Annotated in this window: 11 protein-coding genes, 1 tRNA gene and 1 pseudogene; 5 read left to right on the top strand and 8 right to left on the bottom strand. The window is 69.6% G+C overall.

Translation table 11 applies throughout. From position 1 onward, the window contains the following. A pseudogene (locus WDW90_RS28980) lies at window positions 1–87 on the top strand (IS5-like element ISMex42 family transposase); the annotation flags it as partial. A gap of 1,447 nt (window positions 88–1,534) precedes the next feature. Here WDW90_RS28980 and WDW90_RS28975 read toward each other — a convergent pair. The 4 genes from WDW90_RS28975 to WDW90_RS28960 all read right to left on the bottom strand — a co-directional run bounded on the left by WDW90_RS28975 (window position 1,535) and on the right by WDW90_RS28960 (window position 3,311). Further along, window positions 1,535–1,789, bottom strand: a complete 255-nt coding sequence (locus WDW90_RS28975) for a tyrosine-type recombinase/integrase (RefSeq protein ID WP_336490964.1) — start codon at window positions 1,787–1,789, stop codon at window positions 1,535–1,537. Then, complete coding sequence (locus WDW90_RS28970) at window positions 1,740–2,000, bottom strand: DUF6894 family protein (protein WP_336490963.1); 261 nt, start codon at window positions 1,998–2,000, stop codon at window positions 1,740–1,742. Before WDW90_RS28970 ends, WDW90_RS28975 begins: the two co-directional genes overlap by 50 nt. A 429-nt stretch (window positions 2,001–2,429) precedes the next feature. Further along, window positions 2,430–2,696, bottom strand: coding sequence for a hypothetical protein (locus WDW90_RS28965; protein WP_336490962.1), 267 nt, complete (start codon window positions 2,694–2,696; stop codon window positions 2,430–2,432). Between the two features lie 435 nt (window positions 2,697–3,131). Further along, entirely contained in the window at window positions 3,132–3,311 is a 180-nt protein-coding gene (locus WDW90_RS28960; protein WP_336490961.1) for a hypothetical protein, read from the bottom strand. A 288-nt stretch (window positions 3,312–3,599) separates the two neighbouring features. Between WDW90_RS28960 and WDW90_RS28955 the strand changes: the two genes are divergently transcribed. Beyond that, window positions 3,600–3,675, top strand: a tRNA-Ala gene (locus WDW90_RS28955). Between the two features lie 253 nt (window positions 3,676–3,928). Here the strand turns inward: WDW90_RS28955 and WDW90_RS28950 are convergent. After that, on the bottom strand, window positions 3,929–4,105 hold the full coding sequence (locus tag WDW90_RS28950; RefSeq protein ID WP_336490960.1) for a DUF2934 domain-containing protein: 177 nt from the start codon (window positions 4,103–4,105) through the stop codon (window positions 3,929–3,931). Window positions 4,106–4,413: 308 nt separating this feature from the next. After that, window positions 4,414–5,592: a zinc-binding metallopeptidase family protein gene (locus WDW90_RS28945; RefSeq protein WP_336490959.1), complete on the bottom strand. Its 1,179-nt coding sequence runs from the start codon at window positions 5,590–5,592 to the stop codon at window positions 4,414–4,416. A 285-nt stretch (window positions 5,593–5,877) separates the two neighbouring features. On the opposite strand from WDW90_RS28945, the gene WDW90_RS28940 reads away from it, so the two are divergent. The 3 genes from WDW90_RS28940 to WDW90_RS28930 are packed head-to-tail and all read left to right on the top strand — an operon-like array spanning window position 5,878 to window position 12,565. Beyond that, on the top strand, window positions 5,878–9,147 hold the full coding sequence (locus WDW90_RS28940) for a transglutaminase family protein (protein WP_336490958.1): 3,270 nt from the start codon (window positions 5,878–5,880) through the stop codon (window positions 9,145–9,147). Then, window positions 9,144–11,663, top strand: a complete 2,520-nt coding sequence (locus tag WDW90_RS28935; RefSeq protein WP_336490957.1) for a circularly permuted type 2 ATP-grasp protein — start codon at window positions 9,144–9,146, stop codon at window positions 11,661–11,663. The genes WDW90_RS28940 and WDW90_RS28935 overlap by 4 nt, the downstream gene beginning before the upstream one ends. Then, entirely contained in the window at window positions 11,660–12,565 is a 906-nt protein-coding gene (locus tag WDW90_RS28930; protein ID WP_336490956.1) for a transglutaminase family protein, read from the top strand. Before WDW90_RS28935 ends, WDW90_RS28930 begins: the two co-directional genes overlap by 4 nt. Before the next feature lie 160 nt (window positions 12,566–12,725). Here the strand turns inward: WDW90_RS28930 and mntR are convergent, their stop codons facing one another. Beyond that, entirely contained in the window at window positions 12,726–13,178 is a 453-nt protein-coding gene (gene mntR / locus WDW90_RS28925; protein WP_336490955.1) for a manganese-binding transcriptional regulator MntR, read from the bottom strand. A 107-nt stretch (window positions 13,179–13,285) separates the two neighbouring features. Then, complete coding sequence (locus WDW90_RS28920) at window positions 13,286–14,986, bottom strand: thiamine pyrophosphate-binding protein (RefSeq protein ID WP_336490954.1); 1,701 nt, start codon at window positions 14,984–14,986, stop codon at window positions 13,286–13,288. Window positions 14,987–15,182 lie beyond the last annotated feature (196 nt).

Below are 15,182 nucleotides of genomic sequence, written 5' to 3'. Positions count from 1 at the left end.
GCCATCGCAACCCGCTACGAGAAGACAGCTTCAAGCTTCATGGGCGTTCTCTCGCTCGCAGCCGCTCTGGACTGGCTCAAGAGCTAACAGGCCGTAGTCCTACGCCTCGACGGTCCGCATTGCCCCAGGCAAAAGGGGGGGGGCGGCGCGCGGCGACGTTCATACAGTTGTGACGCGATTTGGCTAGCAATCTCGCTGTTCGATCAAAATCAGCACACCTTTGCCATAAGTCCAAATTGATTAATTTGGCTCAGGCATCAATGTTGTTTTGCAGCGAGAGCTAGAGATGTATTCCGCTCGCCTGTTTTACTTCTTACAGCCAGTGCGACAACATTGTACTCGCCAATGCTCACATCAACCCTGCGAACAGGTCACGGCCGGCGCCTTTGACCCGTGCGGGTCGAAGGCGCTGGTCGATGGGTGGCTGGCCCGCCGATGCACCTTTTTAGGGCGCCGATTTCGGCATGTCAACCCAGAAGGCCCGCCGCCACGAACACGCTATATTACCGGACATTTTGTCCGCTTCTTGAACAATCTAGATTTTGTGTCGAAATCGATTATTTATACATGAAAGTATTGTGTTCACCGCAGCGCCGGCTGAGTCACGGAAATTTGGTGAACAATCACCATAATCTGCGCGAGATTATTGACTTATAGCACGATATAAACCGATAGAAATGTTGTACTAAACGCCTGTTGTGGGCTATGCGCCTTGATATAACGAACTTGTGCAGGGAATGTGTACGAACAATATCCGATCTTACGAAGTAACTTCTGGATAATTACGTTACTATGGTACACAGCCGAAATTTTAGCGATATGGAAGGGGCGCAAATGTATTTGTTGTTGGGAGATGGTGATGGCATCCCTGCGCAGGCCTTAATATTAAGGGCCTTTCCTAGCATAATTTATTAGGAGATGCCCTCGTCGAGGGAAGAAGCATCCGTGCGTGCGGCGCCGAGTCGATGGAGACGATACTCCTGAGATCGACGTTATGAGAGTCAGGTCCCGTGCTTCTCGCCACCATCGGGTTGGTTCTAGGCTTCGGGTCTGCCTCGTGCAGACGACTATGCCCGCCGTCACTGCGGGGATTCACGGGCACACGGAACCACGGGCTCCGAGACGTCCTCACCACTGTCATCGTCTGGGCATCCACCAGCCGGAGGCCTGAGTTTCGCCCGATGTCTTGGTCGATCTGTTCCTTGTAGTGCAATCCGATCACGCCTAGCTGGAGCGGAGCAGGCGAGCCCGATCTTCTCTTCAGGGCGACTTCGATTACGTCGGTAGTGATCCTCTTGTACGAAATCACACTAATCCCGACCCCAGGTCGGGCTAACTGAGGTCTGGCGGACGCCCGCCGTCATGCCTTCGTAGAGTCAGGCCGCGGTGAGCCCGACTCATCGAGATCTGATATCAGTGGTCAGGAACGTGAGGGGCGCCGTAGTGGCGCCGCATGCCATGGCAGTCGAAGCGAGTCCGCATACGGGAGCACTTTCCGGTCATCAAGGGTGGCCAGAAGGCACGCCGACGATAGTCATGGTTGCCGATAGTAAGCGGTCTCAAGACCTGCGAGTTTAGCGGCGATGATGTGAGCTCTTGGGTGAGTGTACCGGAAGAACATTCTCGGATCACGATGCCCACTGATGAGGGCGACCTCTGGGACGGTCAGGCCGAGCTCGAAGAACCGGCTGACGGCCTCGTGTCTCAGATCGTGGAAGTGGAAGGTGGTGAGGGGGCTCTCAAGCTGCTTGTGACTTTTCCTGCTCGGCGAACCATGCTGAGGCGAGATTCAGGGAGGCGGTGAACACCGTGTGGTCGTCAGCGTCTCGGACGACGACGTTCAGCGTCTGTCCCATGTACCTGTCCGGCCGATCCCCGGCGATCTGACACAGGGCTCGCATCGCCTCCGATGAGACGGCCCTGGGGTTCGCGCACTCTGTCCCTTCCTCATCACGGATCGAGAGAGTGAGGGCGTGGAAGTCAAAGAAGTACCGGGACATTGCTTTGATCCATTCATTGAGGAGCGTATAGGGTTCGCTCTACGACGCAGTACAAGGTGGATCAGCTTAACGGATCGTTAATCGGCCGGTCTGGCGCGATAAAGGATCCGAATCGTCTGGAATCGTACAAGCAGAGTGTGGACTCTCCTTCGGTATCAGGCAGGGCGACCGTATTCCCACGTTCAACCAACCGGGATGCGTCAAGGCCCTTCCCTCAGGGCCACGAGGGTCACGGCACCCTGTGCTTCAGGCGCACTGACGTGCAGGAAACCTTGGCAGGGATCAGACGGATCGCAGGACGGCAATGAGAATGCCGATCAGAAAAGGCGGATCAGGATCGAGCCGAGACGGCCGAGCCGCTTCGGTCGGTTGAACATATGCCGGCCCTGCACGGACAAGCCTCAGAGCACCCAACAGGCAGCCGACCTGTCAAACCTCGGGCTCCTCGGGATCGTCGACCACCCCGTGCTGGGCGTAGACCGCCGCTCCCAACTGACCCCGCTCTTCCAAGGCTCGGATGGCGTGATAGCGGCTCAAGCTCTCGAACAGCTCGGCCGCTGAGGTTCGCGCCTCTCCCGCCATATAGGCGCCGAGCCGAGCATAGTCGGACGCCAGCCGCTCATCGTGAGCTGCCGCCTTGGCGAGCGTCGACACTGTTTCCTCAAACTCGGAGAGGTGCTGGGCTGGGGCTGACATCGCAACATCCTCCTGAGGGCGATGGCTTACTGCCAAACTTGGGGCCAGCCGTGCCATTCCCAAAACTGCCCCTCTGGGCGCCCTGGAGCCTCAGCCGACCGCCGATTTCCGATTCTTTAACCTAAGCAGTTTGCCGCCATACGGCTACGCTTTAACTTGTCCCCTCTCGCACGCTGAGGAGGGCATCGCATGAGCGTTCTCACCGGCCTATGTCTGGCTCTCGTGACAGCAGCAGCGCTTCTCGCCCGAGGTCGACCAGCGCAGCTCCTAGGGTTCTTCTGCCTGCTCGGGCTCGGCTGTGTGATCGCGGCATCAAGCTTTGCGGGTCTCGTGCGTCACAGCCGGTGAGGCCTAAGCCGCATCGCCGAAGGCTCCGTGATGCTCTGTCCATCCGAGGTGGGGGCGGCCTCAGCGATCCCGCTGCCAATCGGCCAATCAGGTTTCGAGCTTGGCCTTGGCTGCCCGACAGGCCTCTTCGAAACTCGGGTGCGTGACCGGAGAGTGAGCCATCGGCTGGCCATTCTCGATGATGGTCCAGATGTAGACGTGTCCACCGTCGCTGCTGCCGCAGGGGCTGACGAGGACGCTGAAGGGGTGGCTCGCAGAAAGCGTCATCCTGGAAGTCATGCCACTCACCGCCCCGATCAGCCAGCCCTTCTCTCAACCCTCCGAGCAGCGCCATCGCCCTGTTCGCGAGTAGCACGATGGCATCACGAGCGAGCACGGCGTGGGCCCAGCCTTGTCACACTGGTGTCACAACAAGGCAGGCTGAGTCGCCCAAATCGGCCCCCAATCGGCCCCAACAGGACGCTTGCACTCTCACACCAGACCGGCTAGCTAGAGAGCGTAACAGGTTGATCCAGAAGACTTTTCGGCCAAAGCCTACAAGGCCGGCGCCTCGACGGGGCTGTAGCTCAGATGGGAGAGCGCCGCAATCGCACTGCGGAGGTCAGGGGTTCGAATCCCCTCAGCTCCACCAGGTCTTCCTGGTGACGATCAGCGAGATGGCCGGGGACGCTTTTCCAGCGGCGGCAGAGGCACTTGCGCCATATCCCTCAGGGCATTCCTCCACGCGCGCGGGCTCGCGCGCGCTCTCGTACCGCCCGTTCCGTTGGGATGCCCGCGGATGCCGCGCACGGGACGCCGCTCCCCGGATCGTCGTCTCGCGTCCGCGAGGTTCGTGCCGGCATCGGGTCGCGAAGCGCCCCGATGCGACGGGGTGCGCGGCCGGCCTATTCGGGCTCGTCCGGCTTGGTGCCGGAGGCCTTGCGGTCACGCTCGCGCTTGAGCTCGCGCTCGGCCAGGAGCCAGAACTCGATCTCGAAGCCCTTGGGTCGATGGTTGCGTTCCCAGAGTTCGTAGGCGCGCTCCCGGATCTGCTCGAAACTGATCTCGTCGGTCGGCTTCATCCTCCGGTCCTTTTCCCGGTCGAGGCCGGCAGCATCCGCGCCGCCGGCCGCGAGGCCGAATGTCGGGGTCCGGGCCGACGGAGGCGGCCCGCATGGTCGGAATCATCGTGCCGACATGCGCCACGGCGGCAGATTGCCGAGACAACGCGCTCTAGGCGAAGCGGCTCCGGGCGTGAAGGCCGGGCGGAACATGCGGCCTGGCCGCGCCGCGCATGGCGCGCGGGCACCTGCGGCCTCGCCCTGCGCGGGAGCCTAGTCGCGGCACCCGGCTCGCGGCACCGCGGGACGCGGCCCGTGCGGGCGGGTGATCACACGTTCGGTGCCGCCACCCGGTTGCGCAGGCCGGTGATCACCGCCCGCAGGATGTCGGCGTCCGGCTCGATCGCGCCGCCGCTCTCCCGCACGGCATAGATGCGCTCGTGCACGAAGGCGAGCTTGGCGATGACCGCGGGCGTCAGCTTGAACGGGTAGAGCGCCGGCTGGCCCATGCTGCGGGACAGGGAGTTCACGGCGTAGGTGAGCGGCAGCCACGCCTCGACCAGGCGGTCGAGGTCCGGAGTGCGGTGGGGATCGAAGTCGATGATCACCGGCGCGTCGGGCCCGTGCCGCAGGCGCGGGCGCACGTGCAGCTCGAAGGTGCTCGCCGTCTCGATCGTGTCGACCATGTGCAGGTAATGCGCCCAGGTCTCGGCGAAATCCTCCCACGGGTGGCTCGTCGCGTAGGCCGAGACGTAGGATTCCTCCCAATTCCCCGGCGCGCCGTCGGCGTAGTGGCGCTGGAGGGCGGCGCCGTAATCCCGGCTCTCGTCGCCGAACAGGGCCCGGAAGGCGAGCAGGCTCGGGCCGCCGCGCACCAGCACGTTCCAGAAGTAATGCCCGACCTCGTGGCGGAAATGCCCGAGGAGGGTGCGGTAATACTCGCCGAACAGCATCCGGCGCCGCTCGCGCTCGACGTCGTCGGCCTCCGCGATGTTGAGGGTGATCAGGCCGTCGAGATGCCCGGTCAGCACCGGCGGCCCGATCAGGAAGCTCTCGGCCGGGTCGACCAGGAAGTCGAAGGCGAGGCCGGCCGGATCCTCGGCCCGCGTCGGCAGCGGCAGGTCGAGACGCAGGAGCGAGTAGAACAGCCGGTGCTTGGCCGCCTCGATCTGGCGCCAGCGCGTCAGGTTCCAGGGCACCGAGAGGTCGGGCACCACCCGGTTGTGGCGGCAGGCCGTGCAGAAGATCTCGGGTGAATCCTCCGGAACCAGCCAGTTGCAGGCCCCGTAGGCCGAGTTGGCGCAGAAGCGATACTTGCGGCCCGGCTGCGCGTAGGCGTGGAAGATCGGGGCGCCTTCCATTTGCGGGTGGCGGGACGGGCCGGAGGGCTCGAGGGCCGAGACCTCGTGCGCGTCGCAGACATAGCCGAGACGCCGCTCGCAGCTCTCGCATCCCGTGCTCTCGAAGCTCACGGGCTGGTCGCAGGCCTGGCACTGGAAGATTTTCATGACGCGGGTCCGGGCCCCGCGCGCGACCGCGCGCGGGTTTCGTCTCGGAGCGTCAAGGGCGGCGGCCCGTCAAAGTTCCGCGCGCCTCCGGCCCGTTCGGGGCGCAGGCCGGCCGGCATCGCATGGAACTTGCTTCCCCGTGCCGGCGCCGACCCGCTCGCGCTCACCCGGGCGTGACGGCGGCACGGCGCACCGAGCCTGCCGCGTCGGCCAAGATGCGGTAGTGTCCCACAAGGCGACGCCGGCCGGGCCCGGCCCCGCGCGTCCGCACAGACGGGAGTCCCCGTGTCGATCAAAGCCGCCCTGCACCACGTCACGCATTACCGCTACGACCGTCCGATCGCGCTCGGGCCGCAGGTCATCCGGCTGCGGCCGGCGCCCCATACCCGGACGCGGGTCCCGGCCTACGCCCTGAAGGTCACGCCGGAAAACCATTTCGTGAACTGGCAGCAGGATCCGAACGGCAACTGGCTCGCCCGGCTCGTCTTCCCGGAGAAGACCACCGAGCTGAAGGTCGAGGTCGACCTGACGGCCGACCTGTCGGTGATCAACCCGTTCGACTTCTTCGTGGAGGATTACGCCCAGAGCCGGCCCTTCGCCTACGCCGAGGACCTCACGGCTGAGCTCGCTCCCTACCTCGCCCTCGACGACGCGCGCGGACCGGAGCTGGACGCCTTCCTGGAGCGCCTGCCGGAGGAGACCGGCACGGTGCCGTTCCTCGTGGCGCTCAACGGCCTCGTCCGCTCCGAGATCGCCTACGGCGTGCGGATGGAGCCGGGCGTGCAGGATCCGGCCGAGACGCTGCGGCTCGGGAGCGGGTCCTGCCGCGACTCGGCCTGGCTCCTCGTTCAGGTGCTGCGCCGGGTCGGCATGGCCGCCCGCTTCGTCTCGGGCTACCTGATCCAGCTCGTGCCCGACACCACGGCGGTCGACGGGCCGGAGGGCACCAAGAGCGACTTCACCGATCTCCACGCCTGGGCGGAGGTCTACCTGCCGGGCGCGGGCTGGATCGGCCTCGACGCGACCTCCGGCCTCATCTGCGGCGAGGGTCATATCCCGCTCGCGGCGACGCCCCATTACCGATCCGCCGCCCCGATCTCCGGCATGGCCGAGCCCGCCGAGGTCGCGTTCGGCTTCGAGATGACGGTGACCCGCGTGGCCGAGGCGCCGCGCATCACCAGGCCCTTCTCGGACGCGGTCTGGGCCGCGATGGACGCGCTCGGCGACCGGATCGAGGCCGACCTCGCCGCGCAGGACGTGCGCCTGACCATGGGCGGCGAGCCCACCTTCGTGTCGATCGACGATTACGAATCGCCCGAGTGGAACGCCGCCGCGATCGGCCCGACCAAGCGCGGGCTCGCCGACGCGCTGATCCGGCGCCTGCGCGACCGCTTCGGCCCGGGCGGCATGCTCCATTACGGCCAGGGCAAGTGGTATCCGGGCGAGAGCCTGCCGCGCTGGGCCTTCGCCCTCTACTGGCGCCGGGACGGTGTGCCGATCTGGCGCGAGGCCTGCCTGATCGCCGCAGAGGACGGACCGCGCCAGGCCGACGCGGCCGGCGCGCAGGCCCTGATCGCGGGCATCGCCCGGCGGCTCGGGCTCGAATCCTTCGTGCTTCCGGCCTACGAGGACCCGCAATACTGGGCGGAGCGCGAGGCGGAGCTGCCCGTCAATGTCACGACGAGCGATCCGAAGATCGCCTTCGCGGAGGCGAATGCCCGCATGAAGCGGGTCTTCGAGCGGGGGGTCGTGACCCCGGCCGGCTACGTCCTGCCGCTCGCGAGCCTGCCCAGCGGCGAGCGGGGCGACGCGGACCGCCGCTGGATCTCGGAAGGCTGGGACTTCCGGCGCGGCCACGCCTTCCTGACGCCGGGGGATTCGCCCCTCGGCTTCCGGCTGCCCCTCGCCACGCTGCCGCACGTGCCGCCCGAGCACTATCCCTATTACCAGCCCCAGGATCCGCTGGAGGCGCGGGAGGCCCTGCCGGAGGGGCATCCGGGCGAGCGGACCATCAACGGCTCGGGCATCACCGGAGTGGCGGTGCGCACGGCGCTCGCGGTCGAGCCGCGCGACGGGCTCCTGTGCGTGTTCATGCCCCCGCTGCAGCGGGTCGACGAGTATGTCGAGCTCGTCGGCCTGATCGAGGCGGCCGCCGCCGAGCTCGGGCAGCCCGTCCACATCGAGGGCTACGAGCCGCCCTACGATCCGCGCCTCAACGTCATCAAGGTCACGCCCGATCCCGGCGTGATCGAGGTGAACGTGCACCCGGCCGCGACCTGGCGCGAGGCGGTGCGGATCACCCAGGACCTCTACGCCGACGCCCGGCAGACGCGGCTCGGCGCCGAGAAGTTCATGATCGACGGGCGCCATACCGGCACGGGCGGCGGCAACCACGTGGTGATGGGCGGCGCCACGCCCGACGATTCCCCGTTCCTGCGGCGCCCCGACCTCCTGAAGAGCCTCGTGCTCTACTGGCAGCGCCACCCGTCGCTCTCCTACCTGTTCTCGGGCCTCTATATCGGCCCGACGAGCCAGGCGCCCCGCATGGACGAGGCGCGCCACGACGGCCTCTACGAGCTCGAGATCGCGCTGGCGCAGGTGCCGCCGCCCGACGCGCCGAACATCCCGCGCTGGCTCGTCGACCGGATCTTCCGCAACATCCTGGTGGACGTCACCGGCAACACCCACCGGGCCGAGATCTGCATCGACAAGCTCTACTCGCCGGACGGGCCGACGGGCCGCCTCGGGCTCCTCGAGTTCCGCGGCTTCGAGATGCCGCCGGACGCGCGCATGAGCCTCGCGCAGCAACTGCTCCTGCGCGCCCTCGTGGCCTGGCTCTGGCGGGAGCCGCAGGAGGGCGGCTGTGTCCGCTGGGGCACGACGCTGCACGATCGCTTCATGCTGCCCCATTTCCTCTGGGCGGATTTCCTCACCGTGCTGGAAGACCTGGCGCGGGCCGGCTACGAGTTCGACCCGCGCGCCTTCGAGGCGCAGCGCGCGTTCCGCTTCCCCGTCTTCGGCCGGATCGAGCAGGGGGGCGTGCATCTCGAGCTGCGGCAGGCGCTGGAGCCCTGGCACGTGCTGGGCGAGGAAGGGGCGATCGGTGGCACGGTGCGCTACGTGGACAGCTCCGTCGAACGCCTGCAGGTCAAGGTCGAGGGCTTCGTGCCCGGCCGCCACGTCATCGCCTGCAACGGGCGGCGCCTGCCCATGACCGGCACCGGCACGGCCGGCGAGGCCGTGGCGGGCCTGCGCTTCAAGGCGTGGCAGCCGGCCTCCTCGCTCCACCCGATCATCCCCGCCCACTCGCCGCTGACCATCGACATCCTCGATGCCTGGAGCGGGCGCTCGCTCGGCGGCTGCCGCTACCACGTGGCGCATCCGGGCGGCCGCAACTACGAGACCTACCCGGTCAACACCTACGAGGCGGAAGGGCGGCGCCTCGCCCGCTTCCAGCCGCACGGCCACACGCCGGGGCGGGTCGAGATGCCGCGCGAGGAGACCAATCCCGAATTTCCCCTGACCCTCGACCTGCGGACGCCCGGCCCGCGATGAGCCCCGCCGGCAGCCAGGACTGGGAGGGGCAGCCCGAGCGGCTCGCCCGCTGGACGGGCTCCTACCGGCCCCGGGCCGGGCTGCCGGACGAGTTCATGGGCGAGGACGGCCGCGTCCGCGGAGCTTGGCCGCGCTTCCTCGAACGGCTCGGCGGACTGGCGGAGGCCGAGATCATGGCCCGCTTCGTCTCGGCCGAGCGGCATATCCGGGACGCGGGCATCTCCTTCCGCATCTACGGCGACCAGCGCGAGCACGCCTGGCCCCTCGGCTCGCTCCCCCTGGTGATCGAGGCCGCGGAGTGGCGCGCCCTCAGCGACGGGATCGTGCAGCGCGCCGAGCTGATGGAGGCGATCCTCGCCGACGTCTACGGGCCGGGCCGCCTCGTCGCGGACGGTCTCCTGCCCGCCGCCCTGGTGGCGGGCAGCCCCGAATTCCTGCGCCCGCTCCACGGGGTCGACCCGCCGGGGGGGCGCTACCTCAAGCTCTACGCGGCCGATATCGGGCGCGGGCCGGACGGGCGCTGGCGGGTGCTCGCCGACCGCACGCAGGCCCCCTCCGGCCTCGGCTACGCGCTGGAGAACCGGATGGTGCTGGCCCGCAGCTTCCCGGACCTCTACCAGGATCTCCACGTCGAGCGCCTGCCGGGCTTCTACCAGGCCTTCCGCGAGGGATTGGCGGCGGGCGCGGAGCGGGCCGACCCGCGCATCTGCCTCCTCACCTCAGGGCCGTTCAGCTCGACCTATGTCGAGCAGGCGGCGCTCGCCCGCTATCTCGGCCTGATGCTCGTCGAGGGCGACGACCTCGTGATGCAGGACGGACGGCTGCACGTGCGCACCGTCTCGGGCCTGAAGCGGGCCGACGCGCTCTGGCGCCGGATCGATGCGGATTATCTCGACCCGCTGGAGCTGAACCCGGCCTCGCGCCTCGGCATCCCGGGCGTGATCGAGGCCCTGCGCAACGGCAGCCTCGTGATGGCCAACATGCCGGGCTCCGGCGTGGTCGAATCCGGCGCGCTCGCCGCCTACCTGCCCGGGCTCGCCCGCCACCTCCTCGGCGAGGGCCTGCGGCTCGAGAGCCCGCGCACCTGGTGGTGCGGGGAGCCGGAGGGACTGGCCCACGTGCGCGGCCATCTCGACACCCTCACCCTGCGCCCCGCGGCCACGCCCCAGCGGGGCGTCGGGCGCGACGCGATCCTGGGGCCGCACGCGCTCGCGGCCGAGCGGGAGCGGGTGGTGGCGGCGTTGCGCGACCGGCCCTTCGACTATGTCGGCCAGGAATCCGCGCCGCTCTCGACCATGCCGGGCTGGGAGCGCACGGATACGGGCCTGCGCTTCGTGCCGCGCCCCTTCGCGCTCCGGGTCTTCGCCGCCCGCACGCCGGGGGGCTGGCGCGTGCTGCCCGGGGGCTTCTGCCGCATCTCCGAGCGGCCGGACGTCGACCCGATCGAGATGCGCCTAGGCATCAAGTCGGCCGACGTCTGGATCCTGTCCGACACGCCGGTCGACGCCCCGGCGCTCGCCGTCCAGGGGCCGCCCCGGGTGCGCCGGATCGACGGGCACCTGCCGTCGCGGGCGGCCGACACCCTGTTCTGGTTCGGCCGCTACACCGAGCGGGCCGAGGCCGTGATCCGCCTCGTGCGCGCCCATCTCGGCAGCGTCGGGGAGGCCGTCGTCACCGACATCACCGGCGACGTGCAGGCCCCGACCGCCCTGCGCATCCGCACGATCCTCGACGAGTGGGGGGCCGTGAGCGCGCCCGACCTGCCGACCGCGGCGCTCGCGCAGGAAGCGCTGGCCGGCCGCGACGCCCGGGGCTCGGCCCGCTCCCACATCCTCGCGGCGCGGGGCAATGCCGCGACCCTGCGCACCCGCCTCTCGGGCGAGGCCTGGCGGGTTCTGGCGGACCTGCGCGACCTGCTCTCCCTCGACGAGGCGCGGGACTTTGCCGAGTCCCAGCTCCTCGGCCGGGCCGAGCGGGCGCTGAGCCACATCGCCGCGCTCTCGGGCCTCACCCAGGAGAACATGAGCCGGGCGGCCGGCTGGCACTTCGTCGATCTCGGGCGCCGCATCGAGCGGGCGATCAACACCTGCTCGTTCGCGCTCGCCTTCGCGGGCGACGAGGCCAGCGCCGACGATCTCGGGGTGATGCTCGGCCTGTGCGACTCGCAAGTGACCTACGGAGCGCGCTACATGCAGGGCGTGGCCCTCGATCCCGTGCGCGACATGGCGCTCCTCGATCCGTTCAACCCGCGCTCGGTCGCCTTCCAGGTGCAGGCGATCGAGCGCCATCTCGCCGAGCTGCCCGCGCTCTCGGCCGACGGCATCCCGGAGCCGCACCGGCGCCTCGCCGCCAGGGTGGCGGCCGAGTTCAGCGGCGGCGAGGCCGCGGATTTCGACCGCGTGGCGATCGCCAGGATGGAGAGCGAGCTCGAACGCCTCGCCGACGCCGTCGCGGCCCGGTACTTCCCGAGCGGCCCCCAGGCCTTGCGGCCGGAGAAGCTCAAGGGTCTCGCGTGATCTACGCCCTGCGCCACCTGACGGCCTACCGCTACGCGCGCCCCGTCCGCTTCGCCCGCTGCTCCCTGCGGCTGCGGCCGCGCGACGGCGAGGGGCAGAGCGTGCTGGAGAGCCGGGTCGCGATCACCCCGGCCCCGCGGACGCGGGTGCGGCGGGACGATTACTTCGGCATCGAGACCGTCTCGATCACGATCGACGCGCCCCACACCGAGTTCCGCGTCGAGGCGCTCTCCCGCATCCGGGTCGAGCGCCCACCGCTGCCGCCCGCCGAATCCGGACGGCCCTGGGAGCGCGTGCGCGACGAGGCCGTGGCCCGGCGCGATCTCGGCCCGGAGGCGACCGCGCACTTCCTGTTCCCGAGCGCACGGGTGCCGCTCGTGCCGGCGATCACCGACTATGCCCGGGCGAGCTTCGCCCCGGGCCGCAGCGCCTCCGGGGCCGCCTTCGACCTGATGCGGCGCATCCGGGCCGATTTCCGCTTCGATTCCGAGGCGACGACCGTCGCGACCCCGGTCTCGGAGGCCTTCGCGCTCCGGGCGGGCGTCTGCCAGGATTTCGCGCACGTGATGATCGCGGGGCTTCGCGGCCTCGGCCTGCCGGCGGCCTATGTCAGCGGGTACCTGCGCACCGCGCCGCCGCCGGGGCGCCCGCGCCTGCGGGGGGCCGATGCGAGCCATGCCTGGGTCGCGGTCTGGTGCGGCGAGGGCTGGATCGGGCTCGACCCGACGAACGGCGTCGGGGTGCGCGACGACCACATCGTGGTGGCGCGGGGCCGCGATTACGGCGACGTCTCGCCGATCGACGGGATCGTGACCGCCTCGGGTCCGCAGAGGCTGCGGGTCGAGGTCGACGTGGTGCCGGAGGACGAGGAGACGCGGGCCGCAGCCGCCCTGTTCGCCTGAGGCGCCCGACCTCCCGCGTGCGGGAGAGGGAGCCCGCGCCCGCCCGGTCCCGAGGACGCTTGCGCCCTGCGCCGAGGATCCTTGCGCCCTGCGCCGAGGATCCTTGCGCCCTGCGCCGAGGATCCTTGCGCCCTGCGCCGCAGCCTGCGTGCGAGCCGGCCTACGCGCCGCGCCGCCGCTCCGCGAACAGCCGGAACGCCTCCAGCGTCTCGCCGCTGACGTGATGCTCGATGCCCTCGGCGTCGCGGCGGGCGGTCTCGGGGCTGACGCCGAGCGCGCACAGGAAGCTCTCGACGATGCGGTGGCGCTCGCGGCTCTGCTCGGCGAGCACCCGGCCGGCCTCGGTCAGGAAGACGCCGCGATACGGACGCTGCTGCACGAAGCCGTCCTCGGCGAGCCGCTTGAGCATCTTGGCGACGGTGGGCTGGGCGACGCCGAGCCGCGCCGCGATGTCGACCTGCCGCGCCTCGCCGCCGTCGCCGATCAGGTCGGCGATCAGCTCCACGTAATCCTCGACGAGTTCGAGCCGGCGCGCCTCGCGGGCCTGCCGGAAGCTCTCGACATGGACCTCCGGATCGAGAAGCGCGGGCTCGGGTCGCGACGGATCCTGCATGGTGCCGGCCTCACTCCCCTTCGCCCCCCAGGCCGCCGTGCCTGCTGGCCGCCTGTGTAGCAAATCGGCGCGCCCGAAGGGGAGTCCCCGGGCGGTCGATTCGCCCGTCAGGTGGCGCAGACCACCACCTCGATCAGGTTCGGGCCGCCCGAGCGGATGCCGGCCTCGATGGCGGGCGCGATGTCGGCGGCCCGCTCCACGCGCCGCGCCGTCACCCCCATCGAGGCCGCGAGCGCGGGGAAGTCGAGGCGCGGGTCGACGAGGTCCATGGCGATGAAGCGGTTGGCCCGCACCGAAGCGTAGTGGGTCTGGCTCTTCATGAACTTCTTCAGGATGTTGTACTCGGAATTGTTGATCACCACGAAGGTGATCGGCAGCCGCTCGTGGGCGGCGCTCCACAGGGCCTGGGGCGAGTACATCGCCGCCCCGTCGCCGACGACGCAGACCACCGGCGCCCGGTCGAGGCCGAGCGAGAAGCCGACCGAGGCCGGCATGCCCCAGCCGAGCACGCCGCCCCGGATCGAGGAATATTGCCGGCACCAGGCGCTGTGCAGGAAGGTGCGCAGGTGCCCGAGGGTGGCGGGCGCCTCGTCGACGATGGCGATGTCGGAGCCGACCGCCCGGGCGATCTCGCGGGCGGCGACGAGCGGCGTCGTCACGGGCGCCTCGAACTCGGCGTCGGCCGTCGCGAACAGCCGGGCGCGCCGCGCGTCGTAGGCCCGGACGGCCCGGGCGCGCTCGGCGGCGTAGTCCGCCCGGCGATCCGCGATCCGGGCTTCCAGGATGGGAAGCAGCACGCCGAGCGAGGCGCGGATGTCGCCCACCATCGAGAGGGTGGTCGAGTAGGTGCGGCCGAGGTCGCGCACGTCCGCCGAGAGCTGGAACACCTGCGTGCCGGGGGGCACCGCCGAGCCCTCGGTGTACAGGACGGTGATCAGCGACTTGCCGCCGAGCGCGAAGACCGCGTCGTAGGCGCCCAGGATCTCGGCGATCTCGGTGGCCTTGGTCGGCAGGTTGCCGGCCCAGAGCGGGTGGGCGGTCGGGAAGGGGATGTGGGCGGGCCAGGAGGAGCCGTAGACGGGAGCGGCCAGCGCGTCGGCGAGGCGCACGGCCTCGGCCGAGGCGTCGCTCGACTCGATCTCGTCGCCCGCGATCAGGGCGAGCCGCCCCGGCGGGATCGCCGCGAGGTGCTCCGCCAGGCGGTCGAGGGAGCCCGCCACCGCGCAGCGGTCGATCGTCGAGATCTCGCCGGGCGAGGCGTCCGTCATCTCCTCCATCACGTCCATGGGCAGCGACAGGAAGACGGGGCCGGAGGGGGCGGCGTTGCAATCGTGGAAGGCGCGCCTGAGCAGGATCGGCAGCTGGTCGGCATGGGTCACCTCGCGGGCCCATTTCACGGCCGGCCCCGCGATGGTGACGAGGTCGCCGAACAGCAGCGGGTCGGTGAGGATGTGCCGGGAATCCTGCTGGCCCGCCGTGACCACGAGGGGCGTGCCCGCGATGTGGGCGTTGAGCAGGTTGCCCATGCCGTGCCCGAGCCCGCCCGCCGTGTGCAGGTTGAGGAAGCCGGGCCGGCGCGCCGCCTGCGCGTAGCCGTCCGCCATCGCCACCGCGCTCGCCTCCTGCAGCGCCAGCACGTAGGCGACGTCGCTGGCCTCCGTCAGGGCGTCGATGAGGGGCAATTCGGTGGTGCCCGGGTTGCCGAAGATGTAGCGCACGCCCTCGCTGCGCAGCACCTCGACGAGCACGCCCGCCCCGCGGCGCCGGCCGAGCGTCCCCACCGGCGTGATCGACGTCGCCTGCACCATGGACCGCTCTCCCGGGACCGAACGCGCCAGATCCGCAGGCTACGCCTTCGGGACCGCGTGGCAATCGCCCGCGGCGAGACGCTTGCGGGGTAGGCCCCGCGCGGGAACGGCCCCGCGCGCCTTCGGCGCCGGGGACATGGCCGGAGCGTGTCGCGCCAGGGTGACGCGGGACGCCGCGGAAACCACGCGAACGCGT

Origin of the sequence: Methylobacterium nigriterrae, assembly GCF_037106235.1 — a bacterium.
GTDB classification, from domain to species: Bacteria; Pseudomonadota; Alphaproteobacteria; order Rhizobiales; family Beijerinckiaceae; genus Methylobacterium; species Methylobacterium nigriterrae.
Note: the sequence above shows the minus strand (reverse complement) of the source record. Positions and strands in the feature narration are given on the sequence as shown.

Coding starts and splice junctions, on each gene's coding strand:
- WDW90_RS28970 (WP_336490963.1), bottom strand. CDS start 2,000: ATGTCCCGGTACTTCTTTGACTTCCACGCCCTCACTCTCTCGATCCGT.
- WDW90_RS28935 (WP_336490957.1), top strand. CDS start 9,144: ATGAGCCCCGCCGGCAGCCAGGACTGGGAGGGGCAGCCCGAGCGGCTC.
- WDW90_RS28965 (WP_336490962.1), bottom strand. CDS start 2,696: ATGTCAGCCCCAGCCCAGCACCTCTCCGAGTTTGAGGAAACAGTGTCG.
- WDW90_RS28960 (WP_336490961.1), bottom strand. CDS start 3,311: ATGACGCTTTCTGCGAGCCACCCCTTCAGCGTCCTCGTCAGCCCCTGC.
- mntR (WP_336490955.1), bottom strand. CDS start 13,178: ATGCAGGATCCGTCGCGACCCGAGCCCGCGCTTCTCGATCCGGAGGTC.
- WDW90_RS28945 (WP_336490959.1), bottom strand. CDS start 5,592: ATGAAAATCTTCCAGTGCCAGGCCTGCGACCAGCCCGTGAGCTTCGAG.
- WDW90_RS28920 (WP_336490954.1), bottom strand. CDS start 14,986: ATGGTGCAGGCGACGTCGATCACGCCGGTGGGGACGCTCGGCCGGCGC.
- WDW90_RS28950 (WP_336490960.1), bottom strand. CDS start 4,105: ATGAAGCCGACCGACGAGATCAGTTTCGAGCAGATCCGGGAGCGCGCC.